The following is a 15,771-nucleotide window of genomic DNA, read 5'->3' on the forward strand; positions in this document are numbered from 1 at the left end:
ACGGGCCTGCACAGGGTCAGGCCAGTGCGTAGTTGAGGACGATGCCGACGAAGATCGCCAACCCTGCCCAGTGATTGTGCAGGAAGGCTTTGAAACAGCGCTGCGGATCGCGGTCGCGGGTGTACCAGAACTCCCACACGAAGCAGCCCGCAGCCACCAGCAGGCCCAGGTGGAACCAGCCGCCCAGATCAAAGTGCGTGCCGGCCAGCAACAAGCAACCCAGCGCCAGGCCCTGCAGGCTGAGGTTGATCACGCGATCGGCATCACCGAACAGGATGGCGGTGGATTTGACGCCGATTTTCAAGTCGTCTTCGCGGTCAGTCATGGCGTAGTAGGTGTCATAGGCCACGGTCCAGAGCAGGTTAGCGATGTACAGCAGCCATGCCGCTGCGGGCAGGCTGCCGGTTTCGGCGGTGAACGCCATCGGCATTCCCCACGAGAAGGCAGCGCCCAGCACCACTTGCGGGTAATAGGTGTAGCGCTTCATGAATGGGTAACTGGCTGCCAACGCCAGGCCCCCGAAAGACAGCCAAATGGTGGGCGCATTGGTGCACAGCACCAGCAGGAAACTGATCCCCATCAGCAGGGCAAAAAATACCAATGCTTCTTTACTGCTGATTTTTCCGCTCACCAAAGGGCGTTGTTCAGTGCGCTTGACGTGGCCGTCGACCTTGCGGTCCGCAAAATCGTTAATCACACAACCTCCGGCACGGGTCAGGATGACGCCGAAGACGAAGATCAGCAGGTTGCTTAGCGAAGGCACACCTTTAGCCGCAATCCACAGCGCCCACAGGGTTGGCCACAGCAGCAGATAAATGCCGATAGGCTTGTCCATGCGTGTCAGCTGGATGAAGTCCCATGCGCGGGGGTTCAGGCGATTGAGTGATTTGAGCAAACGCACGTACATCAGTTGTTCTCCGGCCGGGCACACACAGCAGCCCACAGGTTGGGTAAAAACACTTCAGCCACCAGCACGCTCAACGACCCGCGCACAAAGCGTGAGCGCCGCCCCCACAGGTTGTCGGCCCGGTCAGCGTCCGGCAGCCAGTCCCGCGGGTAACGGCACACCTGCAACGGGCCTCGCTCGAACGCCTGATCGCTGAACAATAACTCGCCCAGCGAACGCGTACCCAGCGCGTCCATATTCAAACCACCCGCTTCAAGCGCGGACTTGGAAGCCACACTGCGGGCAAACACCCACGGCAGGTGATACCCGCGCAAATACACTTCGCGCACCCAACCCAGGCTGGCAGCCGGCAGCCCCAGTGCGCGGCATTCGTCCTCGCGCAGGGTTTGCCACCCTTCATACAGCGGCAACACACTGAAGTGGTTATTCGACAGCGCGGTGAGGCGGCGGGTCAGGGAGCCTTCATCGAACAACCAGTCGAGGGTGAGGGCGTCGGGCAGGGCGCCGAGCTGGCTTTGTTCACGCCAGACGGGGGAGATCAACGGGGAAGTCATGTGCGGCACAGTCGGTCATAATTGGCAGCCATTGAGGGCGCCGAGCTTATCACGCTGCCCCATGCCTGAGCGCTTGAGTACCGATTGGCAGCAAACAGGCTTGCATCTGCCGCGTTCGATCAGTACAAAACGCCCTGATTTCACCAAGCACCCCGCGCCGTTGTTAAAAAACCGTGGGCTTGCCAACGCCTGAACCCAAGGAAATACCCATGAAAAAGTGGCAATGCATTGTCTGTGGACTGATTTATAACGAAGCCGACGGCTGGCCGGATGACGGCATCGCCCCCGGCACGCTGTGGCAGGACGTACCTGAAGACTGGCTATGCCCGGACTGCGGCGTCGGCAAGATGGATTTCGAAATGATCGAAATCAACTAAACACTTTTGAGTTTCCCCCCTATGGAGAATGGAATGAACGCACCTGTCGTGATCGTGGGCACCGGGCTGGCCGGCTACAACCTGGCCCGTGAGTTTCGCAAACTGGACAGCGAAACGCCGCTGTTGTTAATCACGGCCGATGACGGGCGTTCCTACTCCAAACCCATGCTCTCCACCGGCTTTGGCAAAAACAAGGAAGCCGACGGCCTGAGCATGGCCACGCCGGGCGCGATGGCCGAGCAACTCAAAGCCGAAGTGCGCACCCACACGCGCATCAGCGGCATCGATCCCGGCCATAAACAATTGTGGATCGGCGAAGAAGCCGTCCCGTATCGCGACCTGATTTTGGCGTGGGGCGCGCAGACGGTGCAGGTGCCGGTGGAAGGCGACGCTCAGGACGCGATTTTTCCGATCAACGACCTGGAAGACTACGCACGGTTTCGCGCAGCGGCTGCGGGCAAGCGCCGTGTGCTGATATTGGGCGCAGGTTTGATTGGCTGCGAATTCGCCAATGACCTGATCGCTGGCGGCTATGACGTGGAGCTGGTTGCCCCGTGCGAACAGATCATGCCCACCCTGCTGCACCCGGCCGCCGCGACAGCGGTGCAATCGGCCCTTGAAGGGCTCGGCGCACGTTTCCATCTCGGGCCGGTGCTGACCCGTCTGCAACGGACGCAGGAGGGGCTACAAGCGCATCTGTCGGACGGAAGCGTCATCCCGTGCGACGTAGTGGTGTCCGCCATTGGTTTGCGACCACGCATCGACGTGGCCGCTGCTGCCGGGATCCGTGTCAATCGCGGGATCGAAGTGGATCGCCTGCTGAAAACCTCCCACGCCAACATTTTCGCGCTCGGGGACTGCGCCGAGGTGGAAGGGCTGAGCTTGCTGTACGTAATGCCTTTGATGAGCTGCGCCCGCGCGCTCGCGCAAACGCTGGCGGGCAACCCGACGGCTGTCAGCTATGGCGCGATGCCGATCACGGTCAAAACGCCAGTGTGCCCCTTGGTCGTATCACCCGTCCCTCGAGGCCACGAAGGGGTTTGGTCCGTTGAAGGCGCTGGCGCCGATATCAAAGCGCTGTGCCGCGATGCTGATGGCAAATTGCTGGGTTATGCACTGACGGGTGAAGCCGTCCGCGAGAAATTGGCGCTTAACAAAGAGCTGCCTGCACTTTTGGCGTAAATGCTGCGAATTCTGTCGTATATGCCTTTGCCTTAAGACAACAAAGGCCGGATCGATGCTGGCGTCGGCTTTTGCCGCATGCCATTCTCACACCGGTCTGCCGCAGCGTAGAGCCTGCGGCGCCTTAGGCGTTGCTCCACAGAGAGCAGCACGGACATAACAACAAAAAACCGTCAAAGAGGCTTCATCATGCGTAAACCAGATCTCGCCGCCGCCATCGCTGAAAAGGCTGACCTCACCAAAGAACAAGCCAACCGCGTCCTGAATGCAGTACTGGAAGAAATCACCCAGGCCCTGCACCGCAAAGACAGCGTCACGCTCGTGGGCTTCGGCACCTTTATCCAGCGTCATCGCGGCGCTCGTACCGGCCAAAACCCGCAAACGGGTCAGCCGGTTACGATCAAGGCCAGCAACACCGTTGCGTTCAAGCCTGGCAAATTCCTGAAAGACAGCGTCAACCCTTAGTCTTCGCCCGGCCATTCGCTGCACCTGGCCATGAAGAATGGGCACGCTGGCACGGCCAGTCGCCCATTCTTGATAGACAATGAGACAATCGTGCGGCCATAAGTGGCAAAAAATCGCCTATCTACGCCTATCCCTATAGATTTATGGCGTTCTCTGAGCAAATCGCTACACTGCGCCGGCCATTTATTTTTCCCTGAGGCCGCGTAGATGAAATTTCGTTTTTTGCTCTGGATGCTGGGCTTCCTGATGAGCAAGGCCAGCCGTAAAAACCCTGCCTTTAAGCAGCAACTGGTGGACAAGGATCTTGTGTTCCAGCTGCAAACCCTCGATGGCAAAGTTGCCCGTCACTTCAAGGTCCAGAACCAGCGCATCACCAGCCACGCCGGGCTTTATCCGGAACCGGCTTTTGCGATTGCATTCAAGGATGCTGCCTACGGATTTGCAACCCTGCAGGCCAAGAACAAGCAGTTGGCATTCATGACCGGGATTCAGGACAAGTCGATTCAGATCAAGGGTAATCCGGCACAGGTGATCTGGTTCCAGGGGCTGACCAAATACCTCAAGCCGCGAAAAAAACTGAAAGCCCAGTGAAACCTGATCCTCTGCGGCCGGGAGAGGGTATTTAGCGGCGCGTTGGCTTTACGCCTGACTGAACTGCGCCGCCAGCTCTCGCAGCAGCACCTCGGCCTCCAGCACCTTGCTGACGACGTCTTCAGCTTTCTCGCGCGTAACGCCAAGGCTTTCGAACAACGCATCCGGCAACGGCTCATAAGGCCCGTGCCCGATGCTTCGGCTACGCAACAGGCCCACAGCCACACACACCAGATTCGGATACTGAGCATGCTCGCCGGTGTAATGCGGGTCATGCTGGAAGCGCAGTGCCGACGACAGCTCGTCAGGCATATCCCAATAGCGCATCAGCCATGCACCAATCTGCTCACGTGTAATGCCCAGCAAATGATGCTCAACGAGGCTATGGCTGACGTGCGGGTTCACTTCCAGATGACGACAAATCAGCGAGAAATGCGGAGGAAACACGTGGGCCAGCAACAAATAACCGAAGTTGTGCAGCAAGCCCGCCAGATACGTCAGGCCGGTTTCAGGGCGTCCGGCCCGGGGCATGGCGCGGGTTAACCCTTCAATCACCGCTGCGGTGTAGATCGACTGCTGCCAGTAAGGTGTGCTCGATTGCGGGTGATCCTTGGGCAAACTCAAGGTTTTACCCAAGGCCAGTCCCAGCGCCAGATTGATCACAAGATCGAAACCCAGTACGCGGACGATTGCATCTTCTACTGAGCGAATCTTGCCCGGCGACGCGTAATACGGCGACGCCGCCCAGCTCATCACTTGAGCGGCGAGTGCCGGGTCGGTTTCGACAACACCGGTGATGTCGTCGATGGTGGCGTTGGGATCGACGCGCAATCGGATGATTTTGCGCGCGGTTTCAGCCAACGGCGGAATCTCGATGGTGGCTTCCAGCCGCTGCTGAATGCGTCGCGCGGTAAAGGCATGCACCGCCTCAGTAATGGCCTCACTGTCGTCATCGGGGCGGTCGAGGTTGAGCTTGATGGCCGCCAGCGGTTCCGCAAAACGGCCCGCGCTGGCTTTGGTCAGCATGCTTTTGAAGTCTTCCTGCGAAATCTCCAGCAACAGACCCGGCTCGCCTGCATTAATCAGCAGCAGCGGTTGTTGCAGCAATTGCTCTTCGTACAGACAAGGCGAGCTGGTGAGCGCTGGCAACCCCGGCAACAACATCAGTTCGTGCTTGCCGAGCATGCGTTCAAGCGCGGCGGGCGCCACGGCCGTCATCCGCCGACCGGTCAACTCGGCCAAACGATTGAGGTCAAGCAAATGGCTCTGCGGGAACAGCACCATGAGCGCACCTACCGAATCATCGAGCAGTGCGGCTTGAACCTTGCGGGCGGGATTCAGGCCGGGGTGGTCAATGACTTCCCGGTAGGGGATGGCCAACTCGCCGAGCAATTCCCGGATAACGGAAGGTGTGCTCGGGGAGGTTGAGACGCTGGCGACTTTAGTCATGGTGTGTGTCCGGTTCTTACAACTCGAATGTGGTTATCAGGCAGTTAATCGGCCGCTGATCTATTTACTGAACGCGCTTTAGACTTGCCCGTATTGCTGACCATGTCGCAGCCACCGGTCCAGCAGCGGGCTGACATGGGTTGGCCAACGCTCCAAGAGCGCTTGCGCGGCATCACGAACCGCAGGCAGCAGGTCGGCATCGCGCATCAGGTCCGCGACTTTGAATTGCAGAAGACCTGTTTGCCGAGTCCCGAGCATTTCGCCGGGGCCACGCAGCTCCAGGTCTTTTTCCGCGATAACGAAACCGTCATTGGTCTCGCGCATGATTCCCAGACGCTGACGGCCGATTTGCGACAGCGGCGGATGGTACAGCAGCACGCAATGGCTGACGGCGCTGCCACGCCCGACGCGGCCGCGTAACTGGTGCAGTTGCGACAGCCCAAGGCGCTCGGGGTTTTCGATAATCATCAGGCTGGCGTTGGGTACGTCGACCCCGACTTCAATCACCGTGGTGGCGATCAACAATTGCAACTCGCCCGCCTTGAAGCGCGCCATGACTTCGGCCTTTTCTGCGGCTTTCATGCGTCCGTGTATCAGCCCGACGCGCAACTCGCCCAAGGCGCTGGACAGGTCTTCAAACGTGGTTTCTGCCGCCTGGCAGGTCAGTTCTTCGGACTCTTCGATCAGGGTGCAGACCCAGTACGCCTGCCGGCCTTCGGCACAGGCGGCGCGAACCCGCTCGATCACTTCGACACGCCGGGTGTCGACCACCAACACGGTGTTGACGGGCGTTCGGCCGGGGGGCAGCTCGTCGAGGATCGACGTGTCGAGGTCGGCGTAAGCACTCATGGCCAGCGTGCGCGGGATAGGTGTTGCCGTCATGATCAATTGATGCGGGCATATCACACCGCCCGCGCCCTTATTGCGCAGGGCCAGCCGCTGTTGAACACCGAAACGGTGCTGCTCGTCGATGATGACCAGGGCCAGGTTTTTGAACTGCACTTGATCCTGAAACAACGCGTGTGTGCCCACCACCATGGGCGCGCCATTGGCAATTTGCTCCAGCGCAGAGGCGCGAGCCTTGCCCTTTAGCTTGCCGGCCAACCACGCCACTTCAAGCCCCAGCGGTTCGAGCCAACGCTTGAAACTGATGAAGTGTTGCTCCGCAAGGATCTCCGTCGGTGCCATCAATGCCACTTGATAGCCAGCCTCCAGCGCTTGCAAGGCCGCCATGGCCGCGACCACGGTCTTTCCGGCACCCACATCGCCCTGGATCAGGCGCAGCATTGGCTCATGCTGATTGAGGTCGTAGGCAATTTCGTTGCCTACGCGGACTTGAGCGCCGGTCGGAGAGAAACCCAAATTGTTCAAAAATTGCACAGGCAGATTTTTGGCCAAGGGCAAAACCGGGGCACGCAGCGAACGCAAGCTTTCACGCAGGCGTTGTTGGGACAGCTGATGGGTCAGAAGTTCTTCGAAGGCAAGCCGGTGCTGAGCCCAATGATGGCCAAGGGCGAGTTCTTCAACATCCGCATCGGCCGGGGGCTGGTGCAAATAACGAATCGCCTCGTCCAGCGGGGCCAATTGGTAGTCTTTGGCCAGCTCCGGCGGCAACCAGTCCGGCAGGCTTCGCGGCCCCAGCATGGCCAGGCTTTGCTGGCTTAACTGACGCAACCGCTGCTGGGTCAGGCCTTCCGTCGTGGGGTAGATCGGGGTCAGGGTGGTATCCACCGGAGGTGGCTCATCGCCCGTGATGGCGCGGTATTCCGGGTGGTAGATTTCGAGCCCCGATGCGCCGGGACGCGCTTCGCCGTAACAGCGCACTTCAGTGCCGCGCTTGAGGCTTTCCTTTTGCGCATTGCTGAAGTGGTAGAAGCGCAGGCTCAGGCCGCCGGTGCCGTCATTGATCCGTACCAGCAGACTGCGGCGTTTGCCCATGACCACATCGGCGCCGATCACCCGCCCTTCGACCACCGCATCCTGGCCCGGCCGCAACGCGCCGATGGGCACGACGCGAGTACGGTCCTGATAGCGCAGCGGCAAGTGGAACAATACGTCTTGTACGGTTTCCAGCCCGACCTTGGCCAATTTCTCGGCCATGGCCTCGCCCACGCCCTTGAGCGCAGTGACCGATACCTTCGACAACTCGGTCATGGCAGCGCTTATGTCGCAGCAGGCGGCTTGGCCACCGAGCACAGGCGAATCGAGTCAGCGAGAATCTCAATGGCTTTAGGCCGGGGAAAACTGGCACGCCAGGCAATCGCTACGGTGCGAAATGGCACAGGCGGCGTCAGTGGACGCACGGCCAGCACGCCGGGGGAATAGTGGTGACTGTCCACCGCCGACAGCGGCAGGATCGAGATTCCCAAACCCGAGGCCACCATGTGGCGAATGGTTTCGAGCGAACTGGATTCCACTGTGGTGTGTTTGGCGCCGTCATTGCCTTTGGTCAGGGTCGGGCACGCTTCCAGCACCTGATCCCTGAAACAGTGACCTTCACCCAGCAACAGCAGGCTCTTGTCATTCAACAAACTGGCGTCGATGGTTTCTTTTTTGGTCCACGGGTGCTCGCTCGGCATCAGCACGTAAAACGGCTCATCGTAGAGCGGCAACGTCAGCACGTCGGCTTCCTGGAACGGAAGGGCGATGATGATCGCGTCCAGTTCGCCGTTGCGCAGCTTGTCGCGCAGCACATGCGTGAAATTTTCTTCGATGTACAACGGCATCTGCGGGGCAACCCGGTGCAGTTGCGGGATCAAATGCGGGAACAGGTATGGGCCGACGGTATAGATCGCGCCGACCTTGAGCGGGGCAGTCAGCTGGTTTTTACCCGCTTGTGCCAACTCGCGAATGCCTTGCGCCTGCTCCAGTACTTTTTGAGCCTGGGCCACAATGCCTTCACCCACAGGGGTGAGTCGCACGGCGCTTTTGCTGCGCTCAAAAATCAGCACACCGAGTTCGTCTTCCAGTTTTTTCACACCCACCGAGAGGGTCGGTTGGCTGACGTGGCAACGCTCAGCCGCATGGCCGAAGTGTTGCTCTTGGGCAAGAGTAACGATGTAACGCAATTCTGTAAGAGTCATAGCGGGCGTCCATGTGGTTGCGGGCCAAAGCATAACGGCTGCAATCGATAGACGCACGTTATCAGACATTACCCACAGAGCTACAGTCGCTAATCAATGTCCGTGCTGTTTTTCTCTTGGCTGTAGATGCAAAAAGGGCACCTCGCGGTGCCCTTTGAGCTGTCAGCGCCGACGTTTATCTATCGAATAAACGAAAGGAGCCACAATTTCAATGCTGCCGTTGGTCAGCATGTCTGCCGGTGGCTTGGGCAGCGGCTGTGCCCGGCGGATCATTTCCAGGGTAGCCCGGTCCAGATCAGCATTGCCAGAACGCCCCACCAGCTCATAGGACAGCACCTTGCCCTCGGCATCGACCACGAAGCGCAATCGGTTCAGGCCTTCCTTTCCGCGCGACTGAGCGGCAGGCGGGTACTTTTTGTACTTGCCCAAGTGAGCCAGCAACGCGCCTTCCCAACTGGCCTTAGCAGCCAGTTGCTGGGCCGATGGGCCCGGTGCCGGAGCGGCAGACTTCTCGCTCGGCGCCTTGGTTGGCGTCGCATCGCTCGGTTTTTCTTCAGAAGGTTTCTCTTTGACCGGGTCCGGCTTCTTTTCCACAGGCTTGGGAGGCTGCGGCTTCTGCTTGGGCTTGACCGGTTTAGGAACGGAAATCTTCGGCTTGGGCGCTTCGGCCAGCTTGGGGATCGGCAACTCTTCCACTGGAGCCGGCGGCTGTGGTGGTGTCACCACTTTCGCCGGCGCAGGAGGAGGCGGTGCCGGCAGTGGTGCGAGATCGATCATCATCGCCTGAGGCGGAAGTTCGATCGCACGCGGGGCAGACCACTGCAGGGCGAGTATGACCGCCACTGCATGGACGCCCAATACCACGGCCAGGCTGATTCCGTAACGCGTCATCTTTTGGCGCGTCATGCTCATTTCTTGGCTGCCGTCTCAAGTCCGACCAGACCCACCTTCAAATAACCGGCTGCGCGTAATGCATCCATTACGCTCATCAAGTCACCGTAATCCACGCCTTTATCGGCCTGGAAGAAGATAGTCGTGTCCTTGTTGTTGTGCGTGCGGGCATCGAGGGTCGGGCCCAAGGCTTCAACCGAGACCGGCTCTTCGCCAAGGAACAGCCGCTGGTCAGCCTTGACGCTCAGGAACACCGGCTTCTCGGGACGAGGGGCTGGCTTGGCAGTCGAGGCAGGCAGGTCCACTTTGATGTCCACAGTGGCCAACGGAGCGGCCACCATGAAGATGATCAACAGCACCAACATCACGTCAATAAAGGGCGTGACGTTGATTTCATGGTTCTCGGCGAGATCGTCTGCGCCTTCTTTTAAATGCAGGCCCATGGCCGATTACCCCACTTTCACCATGTGCGGTTGCGAGCTGCGCTCAGGCGGCAGGTGATCGAGGTCACGGCTTACCAGCAACAACACCTCGGCTGACGCGTCTGCCACTTGGGCCTTGTACCCTGTGATAGAGCGCGCGAAGACGTTGTAAATCACAACCGCCGGGATCGCTGCAACCAGGCCCAACGCCGTCGCCAGAAGGGCTTCGGCAATACCGGGCGCTACAACAGCCAGGTTGGTGGTCTGGGTTTTGGCAATGCCGATGAAGCTGTTCATGATGCCCCATACGGTCCCGAACAGGCCGACAAACGGGGCTGTCGAACCGATGGTGGCCAGTACACCTGTGCCGCTGCTCATGTTACGGCCGCATGCGGCTACCAGTCGCTCCAGACGGAAACTCACACGTTCCTTGATGCCTTCTTTTTCCCGGCTGTTAGCCGACAAACGCATTTCTTCAAGGGCGTCTTGCACCAGTAAGTGAGCAAGGGTGCCTTCTTTGGCAGCCGACTCACTGGCTTCCTTGAGGGTACGGGCCTTTTTCAGGCTGGCGATTTCGGAACGCAGACGACGCTTGGCGCCCAGCACTTCAAAACCTTTGGCGATCCAGATGGTCCAGGTAATGATCGAAGCAATTGCCAGGCCGATCATGACAATTTTGACGATGATATCGGCGTTTTTGTACATACCCCAGGGCGACAGGTCGTGCGCCATGCCCAGGCTGTTGCCTTCTTCAGCCACAATTTGCTGTGTTTCGTCCGCGGGCGCCGCAAGGCCGTCAACGGCGGGCGCAGGCTCGGTTGCGCCAGGAGCCGCCACAGGAGCCGCCGTATCAGCCGGGGCAGCCGCGACAGCAGCAGGTTGGTTAGCAGGCGTCGTTGGCTCATCGGCAAACGCCGCAGCAGGAGCAAGTAACAGGCTGAACATCAGCGCCGCCACTGCACGCCAAAGGCGTGTCGGGCTCAACGGCTGGGTTGGCGAAGCGGTGGAATGATTGCGTGTCATGCTAGCCGGACCTGAGAAAGTATTAAGGTTTTGCCCTACAACGCGTGTAAGACCAAGGACAAATGATGCGTTATTATTGCAAGTAATTCTTGTTAACAAAAGCAATAGCACCTGTTTTTTTCCAGTGTCACGACCAACGTCTGACCTTTTCGTACCGCTTTTTAGCTTTTCCCCAGGAGTTTGAGATGACCAAAGGCGCTGTGTTGATCGTCGGTTGCGGCGATGTCGGAAGCCGACTTGCCACCCAGTTATTGCAGGCCGACTGGAAAGTGTACGGGTTGCGCCGCTCCATTGATCGACTGCCCAAGGGCGTGATCGGCGTTGCAGCCGACCTGTTCAGCACGCAGTGCCCGACCCAGTGGCCCACAGAACAGATTGATTACGTTGTCTATAGTGTGGCCGCGACCGAGCATGACGAAGCCGGCTATCAAGCCGCGTATGTGCAAGCCCTCACCCACACCTTGAGCTGGCTCAAACAGCACAACCAACACCCTAAACACTTGCTGTTTGTCTCCAGCAGCGGGGTCTATGTGCAACAAGCAGGGGAATGGGTCGACGAGAACTCACCGACCGAAGCTACGCGTTATTCAGGCCGCATCATGCTGGAGGCCGAACAGATCGCATTGAACAGCGGCATCCCCGCCAGCGTTGTACGCCTGACCGGTATTTACGGACCTGGCCGAGAGTGGCTGCTGGGGCAAGTGCGCAAGGGCTATCGTGTCGCGAATGATCCGCCGCAATATGGCAATCGAATCCACGCGGACGATGCGGGCGGGTTGCTGGCCTTTCTGCTGGAAGTCCACCAACAGGGCAAAAAGCTCGACGCGTGTTACATCGGCGTCGATAACGAACCTGCGTCGCTGGCAGAAGTCGTCGACTGGCTGCGCAAGCAACTGGGCGTCACTGAATGGAGTGATGAAGCGAGCGTGCGCCGTGCAGGCAGCAAGCGGTGCAGCAACGCGCGTGTCAGGGCATTAGGCTGGGAACCGCGCTACCCGAGCTACCGTGAGGGCTATGCGGCAATTTTGGCAGGGCAGGCTTAATCATGGGCAAGGGCGGGAGCTGTTGAGCAGGCTCCCGCACACGCTCTAGCCCTGTTTTTCAAGCACCCATTCACGCTTGCCCGGATACAACTGGGGCATTTCGTCGGGTTGCGATGCATCCAGCGCTTCAAAGATTTCGAGCTGCTTACCTTTACGCACGAAAATGTGCGCAGCCCCCGCATCTCCTTGCTGCAGCCACAAGCTGTCGTATTCACCGCTCATCGAAGCACAATCGCCCGCCAAACAGAGAGCGTAGGCATTCATGCCGGGCAACCCCGTCAGCTGGCCACCTGGGGAAAACGTAACAGTGCCACCTTTCCCCATGCCACTTTGAATGCGCCACTGGCCACCCAGATAGGCTGATTTGAGCGCTTTTTCAAAGCTGGTGCCAAGCGGGTCATCGGCCATTACATTGACGCCCGACCGCACGAATGATTGCTGAGGATCGGCGTCAGCCGCAGACTGGATCAGCTCATCACCATCCACACTCAAGGCCGTTGCGGCGCTGCCATAAAAATTGACCTGCCACACACCCTTTTCTTCAGGCTGTAATTTGCCTTCGACCCGCTCGAATCCATTGGTATAGCGAGCTTGAGCGCGTTGGGTGTCAATGTCCCACTCGAGGTTGGGGCCGTACGTCAGCAATGCTTCACGCAGGTTGCCGCCCTTGGCAGCTGCATCAATCGCAGCCTGGTTGATCCAGATACCACTGACATCGCGGTGGGCGGGTTCGTTGGCACAGCCACCCAGAAAAACGGTGAGCAGTGACAAGGCTAGCGCTTTGCGCATGGTGGAATCCTTTTAAAACGGGGAAAAGCGGGGGAGTTGGCGCAGCATGAAGACGCTGCGCCGAGGGGCATTACTCGATAACCAGAATAGCGTCCATTTCAACCTGCGAACCCTTTGGCAGGGCTGCAACGCCAATGGCGGCACGTGCCGGGTAAGGTTGTTCGAAGTACGTGCCCATGATCTCGTTGACCTTGGCGAAGTGGCTCAAGTCAGTCAGGAAGATATTCAGCTTGACGATGTCTTTGAACGAACCACCGGCCGCTTCGGCAACCGACTTCAGGTTCTCAAACACCTGGATGGTCTGGGCTTCGAAGCCTTCAACCAGCTCCATGGTTTTTGGGTCCAGCGGGATCTGACCGGACATGTAGACGGTATTGCCAGCTTTGATCGCCTGGGAATAAGTACCGATGGCGGCAGGTGCCTTGTCGCTGGTGATAACAGTCTTGGTCATGTTTGACTCCTTGTAATGGCCGCCGGTAGACGGCCTATGCACGCATCCGAGTGATGCGGATAACCCCGGTAAGGGCACGCAGTTTTTTGATCACGCGAGCCAGGTGCACGCGGTCGTGCACGCTGACCACCAGTTGGACCACGCTGATTCGACCATCGCGTTCGTCCATGCTGATCTTCTCGATGTTACCGTCGGCAGCGTTGACGCTACTGGCCAGCAGCGCGATCAGGCCGCGCTGATGCTCCAGTTCGACGCGCAACTCGACGTTGAATTCGCCCGTTACATCCTTGGCCCATGCAAGCTGGATGCACTTCTCTGGGTTATGGCGGATTTCGCTGATATTGCGGCAGTTGTCCAAGTGCACAACCATGCCTTTGCCCGCAGACAAATGACCCACGATCGGGTCGCCCGGAATTGGCGTACAGCACTTGGCGTAGCTGAGCACCAAGCCCTCTGTCCCCCGGATGGCCAGCGGCCCTTCCGGGCTTGGCAACTGTTCGCCTTCGCCCATCAGGCGGCGAGCGACGACGTAAGCCATGCGATTGCCCAGGCCGATGTCCTCGAGCAAATCTTCGATCTGCTCCAGGCGATATTCGTTGAGCATCGCTTGCACACGCTCGGCCGGGATCTTGTCCAGCGAGCTGTTGAAGCCGTTAAGTACCTTGTTCAGCAATCGCTCGCCAAGGTTCACCGACTCGGAACGACGCTGCAACTTCAGGGCGTGACGGATGTGGGTACGGGCTTTGCCTGTCACCACAAAGTTGAGCCAGGCCGGATTCGGACGGGCGCCGGGCGCGCTGACAATCTCGACCGTGGAGCCGCTTTGCAGCGGTTCGGACAGCGGTGCAAGACGACGATTGATCCGACAGGCAATGCAACTGTTGCCCACGTCAGTGTGTACCGCGTACGCAAAATCGACCGCCGTGGAGCCTTTTGGCAGCTCCATGATCCGGCCTTTGGGGGTGAACACATAAACCTCGTCCGGAAACAGGTCGATTTTCACGCTTTCAATGAATTCGAGGGAGTTGCCTGCGCGCTGCTGCATTTCAAGCACGCCTTTGACCCATTGCCGTGCTCGGGCATGGGTGCCGGTGTGTTGCTCGTCGCCACTGGATTTGTACAACCAGTGGGCGGCAATACCGTTGTTGGCCATTTCTTCCATTTCACGGGTACGGATCTGAATTTCGATCGGTACGCCATGCATGCCAAACAGCGTGGTATGCAGCGATTGATAGCCGTTGGCCTTGGGAATGGCAATGTAGTCTTTGAAGCGCCCCGGAAGGGGTTTGTACAAATTATGTACAGCACCCAGCACGCGATAGCAGGTATCGACCTTGTCGACGATGATGCGGAACGCGTAAACGTCCATGATCTCGTTGAATGCCCGACGCTTGCCGCGCATCTTTTTGTAGATGCCGTAGATGTGTTTCTGGCGACCGCTAACCTCGCCCTGAATGCCGTCAACGGCCAGACAGTGACTCAGCGATTCTTCGATCTTGTTAACGATTTCCTTGCGATTGCCCCGAGCACGTTTAACGGCTTGATAGATGCGCGCCGAGCGCATCGGGTACATCGCTTTGAAACCGAGGTCTTCGAATTCGATTCGAATGTTGTGCATGCCCAGCCGGTTGGCAATGGGCGCATAGATTTCCAAGGTTTCCTTGGCAATCCGTCGGCGTTTTTCACCGGACAACACTTCGAGGGTACGCATGTTGTGCAGACGGTCAGCCAGTTTGACCAGAATCACACGGATATCCCGCGCCATGGCCATGGCCATTTTCTGGAAGTTTTCGGCTTGGGCTTCGGCTTTGGTTTCGAAGTTCATCTGGGTCAGCTTGCTGACACCATCAACCAGTTCTGCCACGGTTTCGCCGAACTGCGCGACGAGCGCCTCTTTGGCAATACCGGTGTCTTCGATTACGTCGTGCAACATCGCCGCCATCAGGCTTTGATGATCCATGTGCATGTCGGCAAGAATATTCGCGACTGCCAGCGGGTGCGTGACATAAGGTTCGCCGCTACGTCGGCGCTGGCCGTCGTGGGCTTGTTCTGCGTAGTAGTACGCTCGGCGGACCAGATTGACCTGGTCCGGGCCGAGGTACGCCGACAAGCGATCGGCGAGGGCGTCTATGCTCGGCAAGAGTTAACCTCCGACCAAAACTTTGGACCCTTCGCCGTGCTACGTCGACCGGGCATAGGCTTAGTTCGCCTCGTTGGACTCGTCCTCGAACGCTGCAAACAGCGGTTCGTCTTCGACGATTTCAGCGTTGGCGATAAACTCGTAGCTCATCAGGCCTTCAGCGATTTCACGCAGGGCAACAACAGTAGGTTTGTCGTTTTCCCACTGAACCAACGGCTCTTTACCACCGGTGGCCAGTTGGCGGGCACGCTTGGTAGACAGCATGACCAGCTCAAAGCGGTTATCCACGTGTTCTAGACAGTCTTCAACGGTTACGCGGGCCATGGTCTTCCTCGTAGCAAATGCAATATGCGCGCTGCCCGGATGGGCGAGCGGACTGAACAGTTTAAAAAATCACCAGCCAT

Annotated in this window: 17 protein-coding genes; 5 read left to right on the plus strand and 12 right to left on the minus strand. The window is 58.6% G+C overall.

The annotated features are described in order from the left end of the window. Positions 1 to 16: 16 nt before the first annotated feature. Both ubiA and HBN68_RS01915 read right to left on the minus strand, forming a co-directional pair. On the minus strand, positions 17 to 907 hold the full coding sequence (ubiA, locus tag HBN68_RS01910) for a 4-hydroxybenzoate octaprenyltransferase (RefSeq protein ID WP_094991797.1): 891 nt from the start codon (positions 905 to 907) through the stop codon (positions 17 to 19). Beyond that, a complete protein-coding gene (locus tag HBN68_RS01915; protein ID WP_094991798.1) occupies positions 907 to 1,461 on the minus strand; it encodes a chorismate lyase in 555 nt (184 codons plus the stop codon). Before HBN68_RS01915 ends, ubiA begins: the two co-directional genes overlap by 1 nt. A gap of 209 nt (positions 1,462 to 1,670) precedes the next feature. On the opposite strand from HBN68_RS01915, the gene HBN68_RS01920 reads away from it, so the two are divergent. The 4 genes from HBN68_RS01920 (at position 1,671) to HBN68_RS01935 (ending at position 4,076) form a co-directional block, all read left to right on the plus strand. Continuing rightward, positions 1,671 to 1,838 (plus strand): rubredoxin, encoded by a 168-nt coding sequence (locus HBN68_RS01920; RefSeq protein ID WP_003437744.1) that lies wholly within the window; start codon positions 1,671 to 1,673, stop codon positions 1,836 to 1,838. A 33-nt stretch (positions 1,839 to 1,871) separates the two neighbouring features. Beyond that, positions 1,872 to 3,020, plus strand: a complete 1,149-nt coding sequence (locus tag HBN68_RS01925; RefSeq protein ID WP_094991799.1) for an FAD-dependent oxidoreductase — start codon at positions 1,872 to 1,874, stop codon at positions 3,018 to 3,020. 189 nt (positions 3,021 to 3,209) lie between these two features. Further along, the gene (locus HBN68_RS01930) at positions 3,210 to 3,485 is read left to right on the plus strand and encodes an HU family DNA-binding protein (RefSeq protein WP_016782719.1); all 276 of its coding nucleotides are present in this window, start codon (positions 3,210 to 3,212) and stop codon (positions 3,483 to 3,485) included. A gap of 207 nt (positions 3,486 to 3,692) precedes the next feature. Then, positions 3,693 to 4,076 (plus strand): helicase, encoded by a 384-nt coding sequence (locus tag HBN68_RS01935; protein ID WP_169962352.1) that lies wholly within the window; start codon positions 3,693 to 3,695, stop codon positions 4,074 to 4,076. Positions 4,077 to 4,124: 48 nt separating this feature from the next. Here the strand turns inward: HBN68_RS01935 and HBN68_RS01940 are convergent, their stop codons facing one another. The 6 genes from HBN68_RS01940 to exbB all read right to left on the minus strand — a co-directional run bounded on the left by HBN68_RS01940 (position 4,125) and on the right by exbB (position 10,944). Continuing rightward, positions 4,125 to 5,525, minus strand: a complete 1,401-nt coding sequence (locus HBN68_RS01940) for an aminoacyl-tRNA deacylase and HDOD domain-containing protein (RefSeq protein WP_094991801.1) — start codon at positions 5,523 to 5,525, stop codon at positions 4,125 to 4,127. A 78-nt stretch (positions 5,526 to 5,603) separates the two neighbouring features. Continuing rightward, positions 5,604 to 7,679 (minus strand): ATP-dependent DNA helicase RecG, encoded by a 2,076-nt coding sequence (recG, locus tag HBN68_RS01945; protein WP_169962354.1) that lies wholly within the window; start codon positions 7,677 to 7,679, stop codon positions 5,604 to 5,606. Between the two features lie 8 nt (positions 7,680 to 7,687). Then, entirely contained in the window at positions 7,688 to 8,608 is a 921-nt protein-coding gene (locus HBN68_RS01950) for a hydrogen peroxide-inducible genes activator (protein WP_047278730.1), read from the minus strand. 162 nt (positions 8,609 to 8,770) lie between these two features. Then, entirely contained in the window at positions 8,771 to 9,520 is a 750-nt protein-coding gene (locus HBN68_RS01955; protein ID WP_169962356.1) for an energy transducer TonB, read from the minus strand. Further along, the gene (gene exbD / locus HBN68_RS01960; protein WP_047278735.1) at positions 9,517 to 9,942 is read right to left on the minus strand and encodes a TonB system transport protein ExbD; all 426 of its coding nucleotides are present in this window, start codon (positions 9,940 to 9,942) and stop codon (positions 9,517 to 9,519) included. Before exbD ends, HBN68_RS01955 begins: the two co-directional genes overlap by 4 nt. 6 nt (positions 9,943 to 9,948) lie before the next feature. Continuing rightward, entirely contained in the window at positions 9,949 to 10,944 is a 996-nt protein-coding gene (gene exbB / locus HBN68_RS01965; protein ID WP_169962358.1) for a tonB-system energizer ExbB, read from the minus strand. Positions 10,945 to 11,129: 185 nt separating this feature from the next. Here exbB and HBN68_RS01970 point away from each other — a divergent pair, with 185 nt between their 5' ends. Then, on the plus strand, positions 11,130 to 11,987 hold the full coding sequence (locus tag HBN68_RS01970) for an SDR family oxidoreductase (RefSeq protein WP_169962360.1): 858 nt from the start codon (positions 11,130 to 11,132) through the stop codon (positions 11,985 to 11,987). 45 nt (positions 11,988 to 12,032) lie between these two features. On the opposite strand, the gene HBN68_RS01975 is transcribed toward HBN68_RS01970, so the two are convergent. From HBN68_RS01975 to rpoZ, 4 genes are all read right to left on the minus strand, one after another. After that, on the minus strand, positions 12,033 to 12,776 hold the full coding sequence (locus HBN68_RS01975; protein WP_094991806.1) for a hypothetical protein: 744 nt from the start codon (positions 12,774 to 12,776) through the stop codon (positions 12,033 to 12,035). Positions 12,777 to 12,846: 70 nt separating this feature from the next. Next, positions 12,847 to 13,227, minus strand: coding sequence for a RidA family protein (locus tag HBN68_RS01980; protein WP_019828190.1), 381 nt, complete (start codon positions 13,225 to 13,227; stop codon positions 12,847 to 12,849). Between the two features lie 34 nt (positions 13,228 to 13,261). Further along, a complete protein-coding gene (gene spoT / locus HBN68_RS01985) occupies positions 13,262 to 15,367 on the minus strand; it encodes a bifunctional GTP diphosphokinase/guanosine-3',5'-bis pyrophosphate 3'-pyrophosphohydrolase (RefSeq protein WP_047278746.1) in 2,106 nt (701 codons plus the stop codon). Between the two features lie 60 nt (positions 15,368 to 15,427). Further along, positions 15,428 to 15,691 (minus strand): DNA-directed RNA polymerase subunit omega, encoded by a 264-nt coding sequence (gene rpoZ, locus HBN68_RS01990; protein WP_016782707.1) that lies wholly within the window; start codon positions 15,689 to 15,691, stop codon positions 15,428 to 15,430. Positions 15,692 to 15,771 lie beyond the last annotated feature (80 nt).

It is taken from the genome of Pseudomonas sp. WS 5078, from assembly GCF_012985745.1.
GTDB lineage: Bacteria > Pseudomonadota > Gammaproteobacteria > Pseudomonadales > Pseudomonadaceae > Aquipseudomonas > Aquipseudomonas lundensis_A.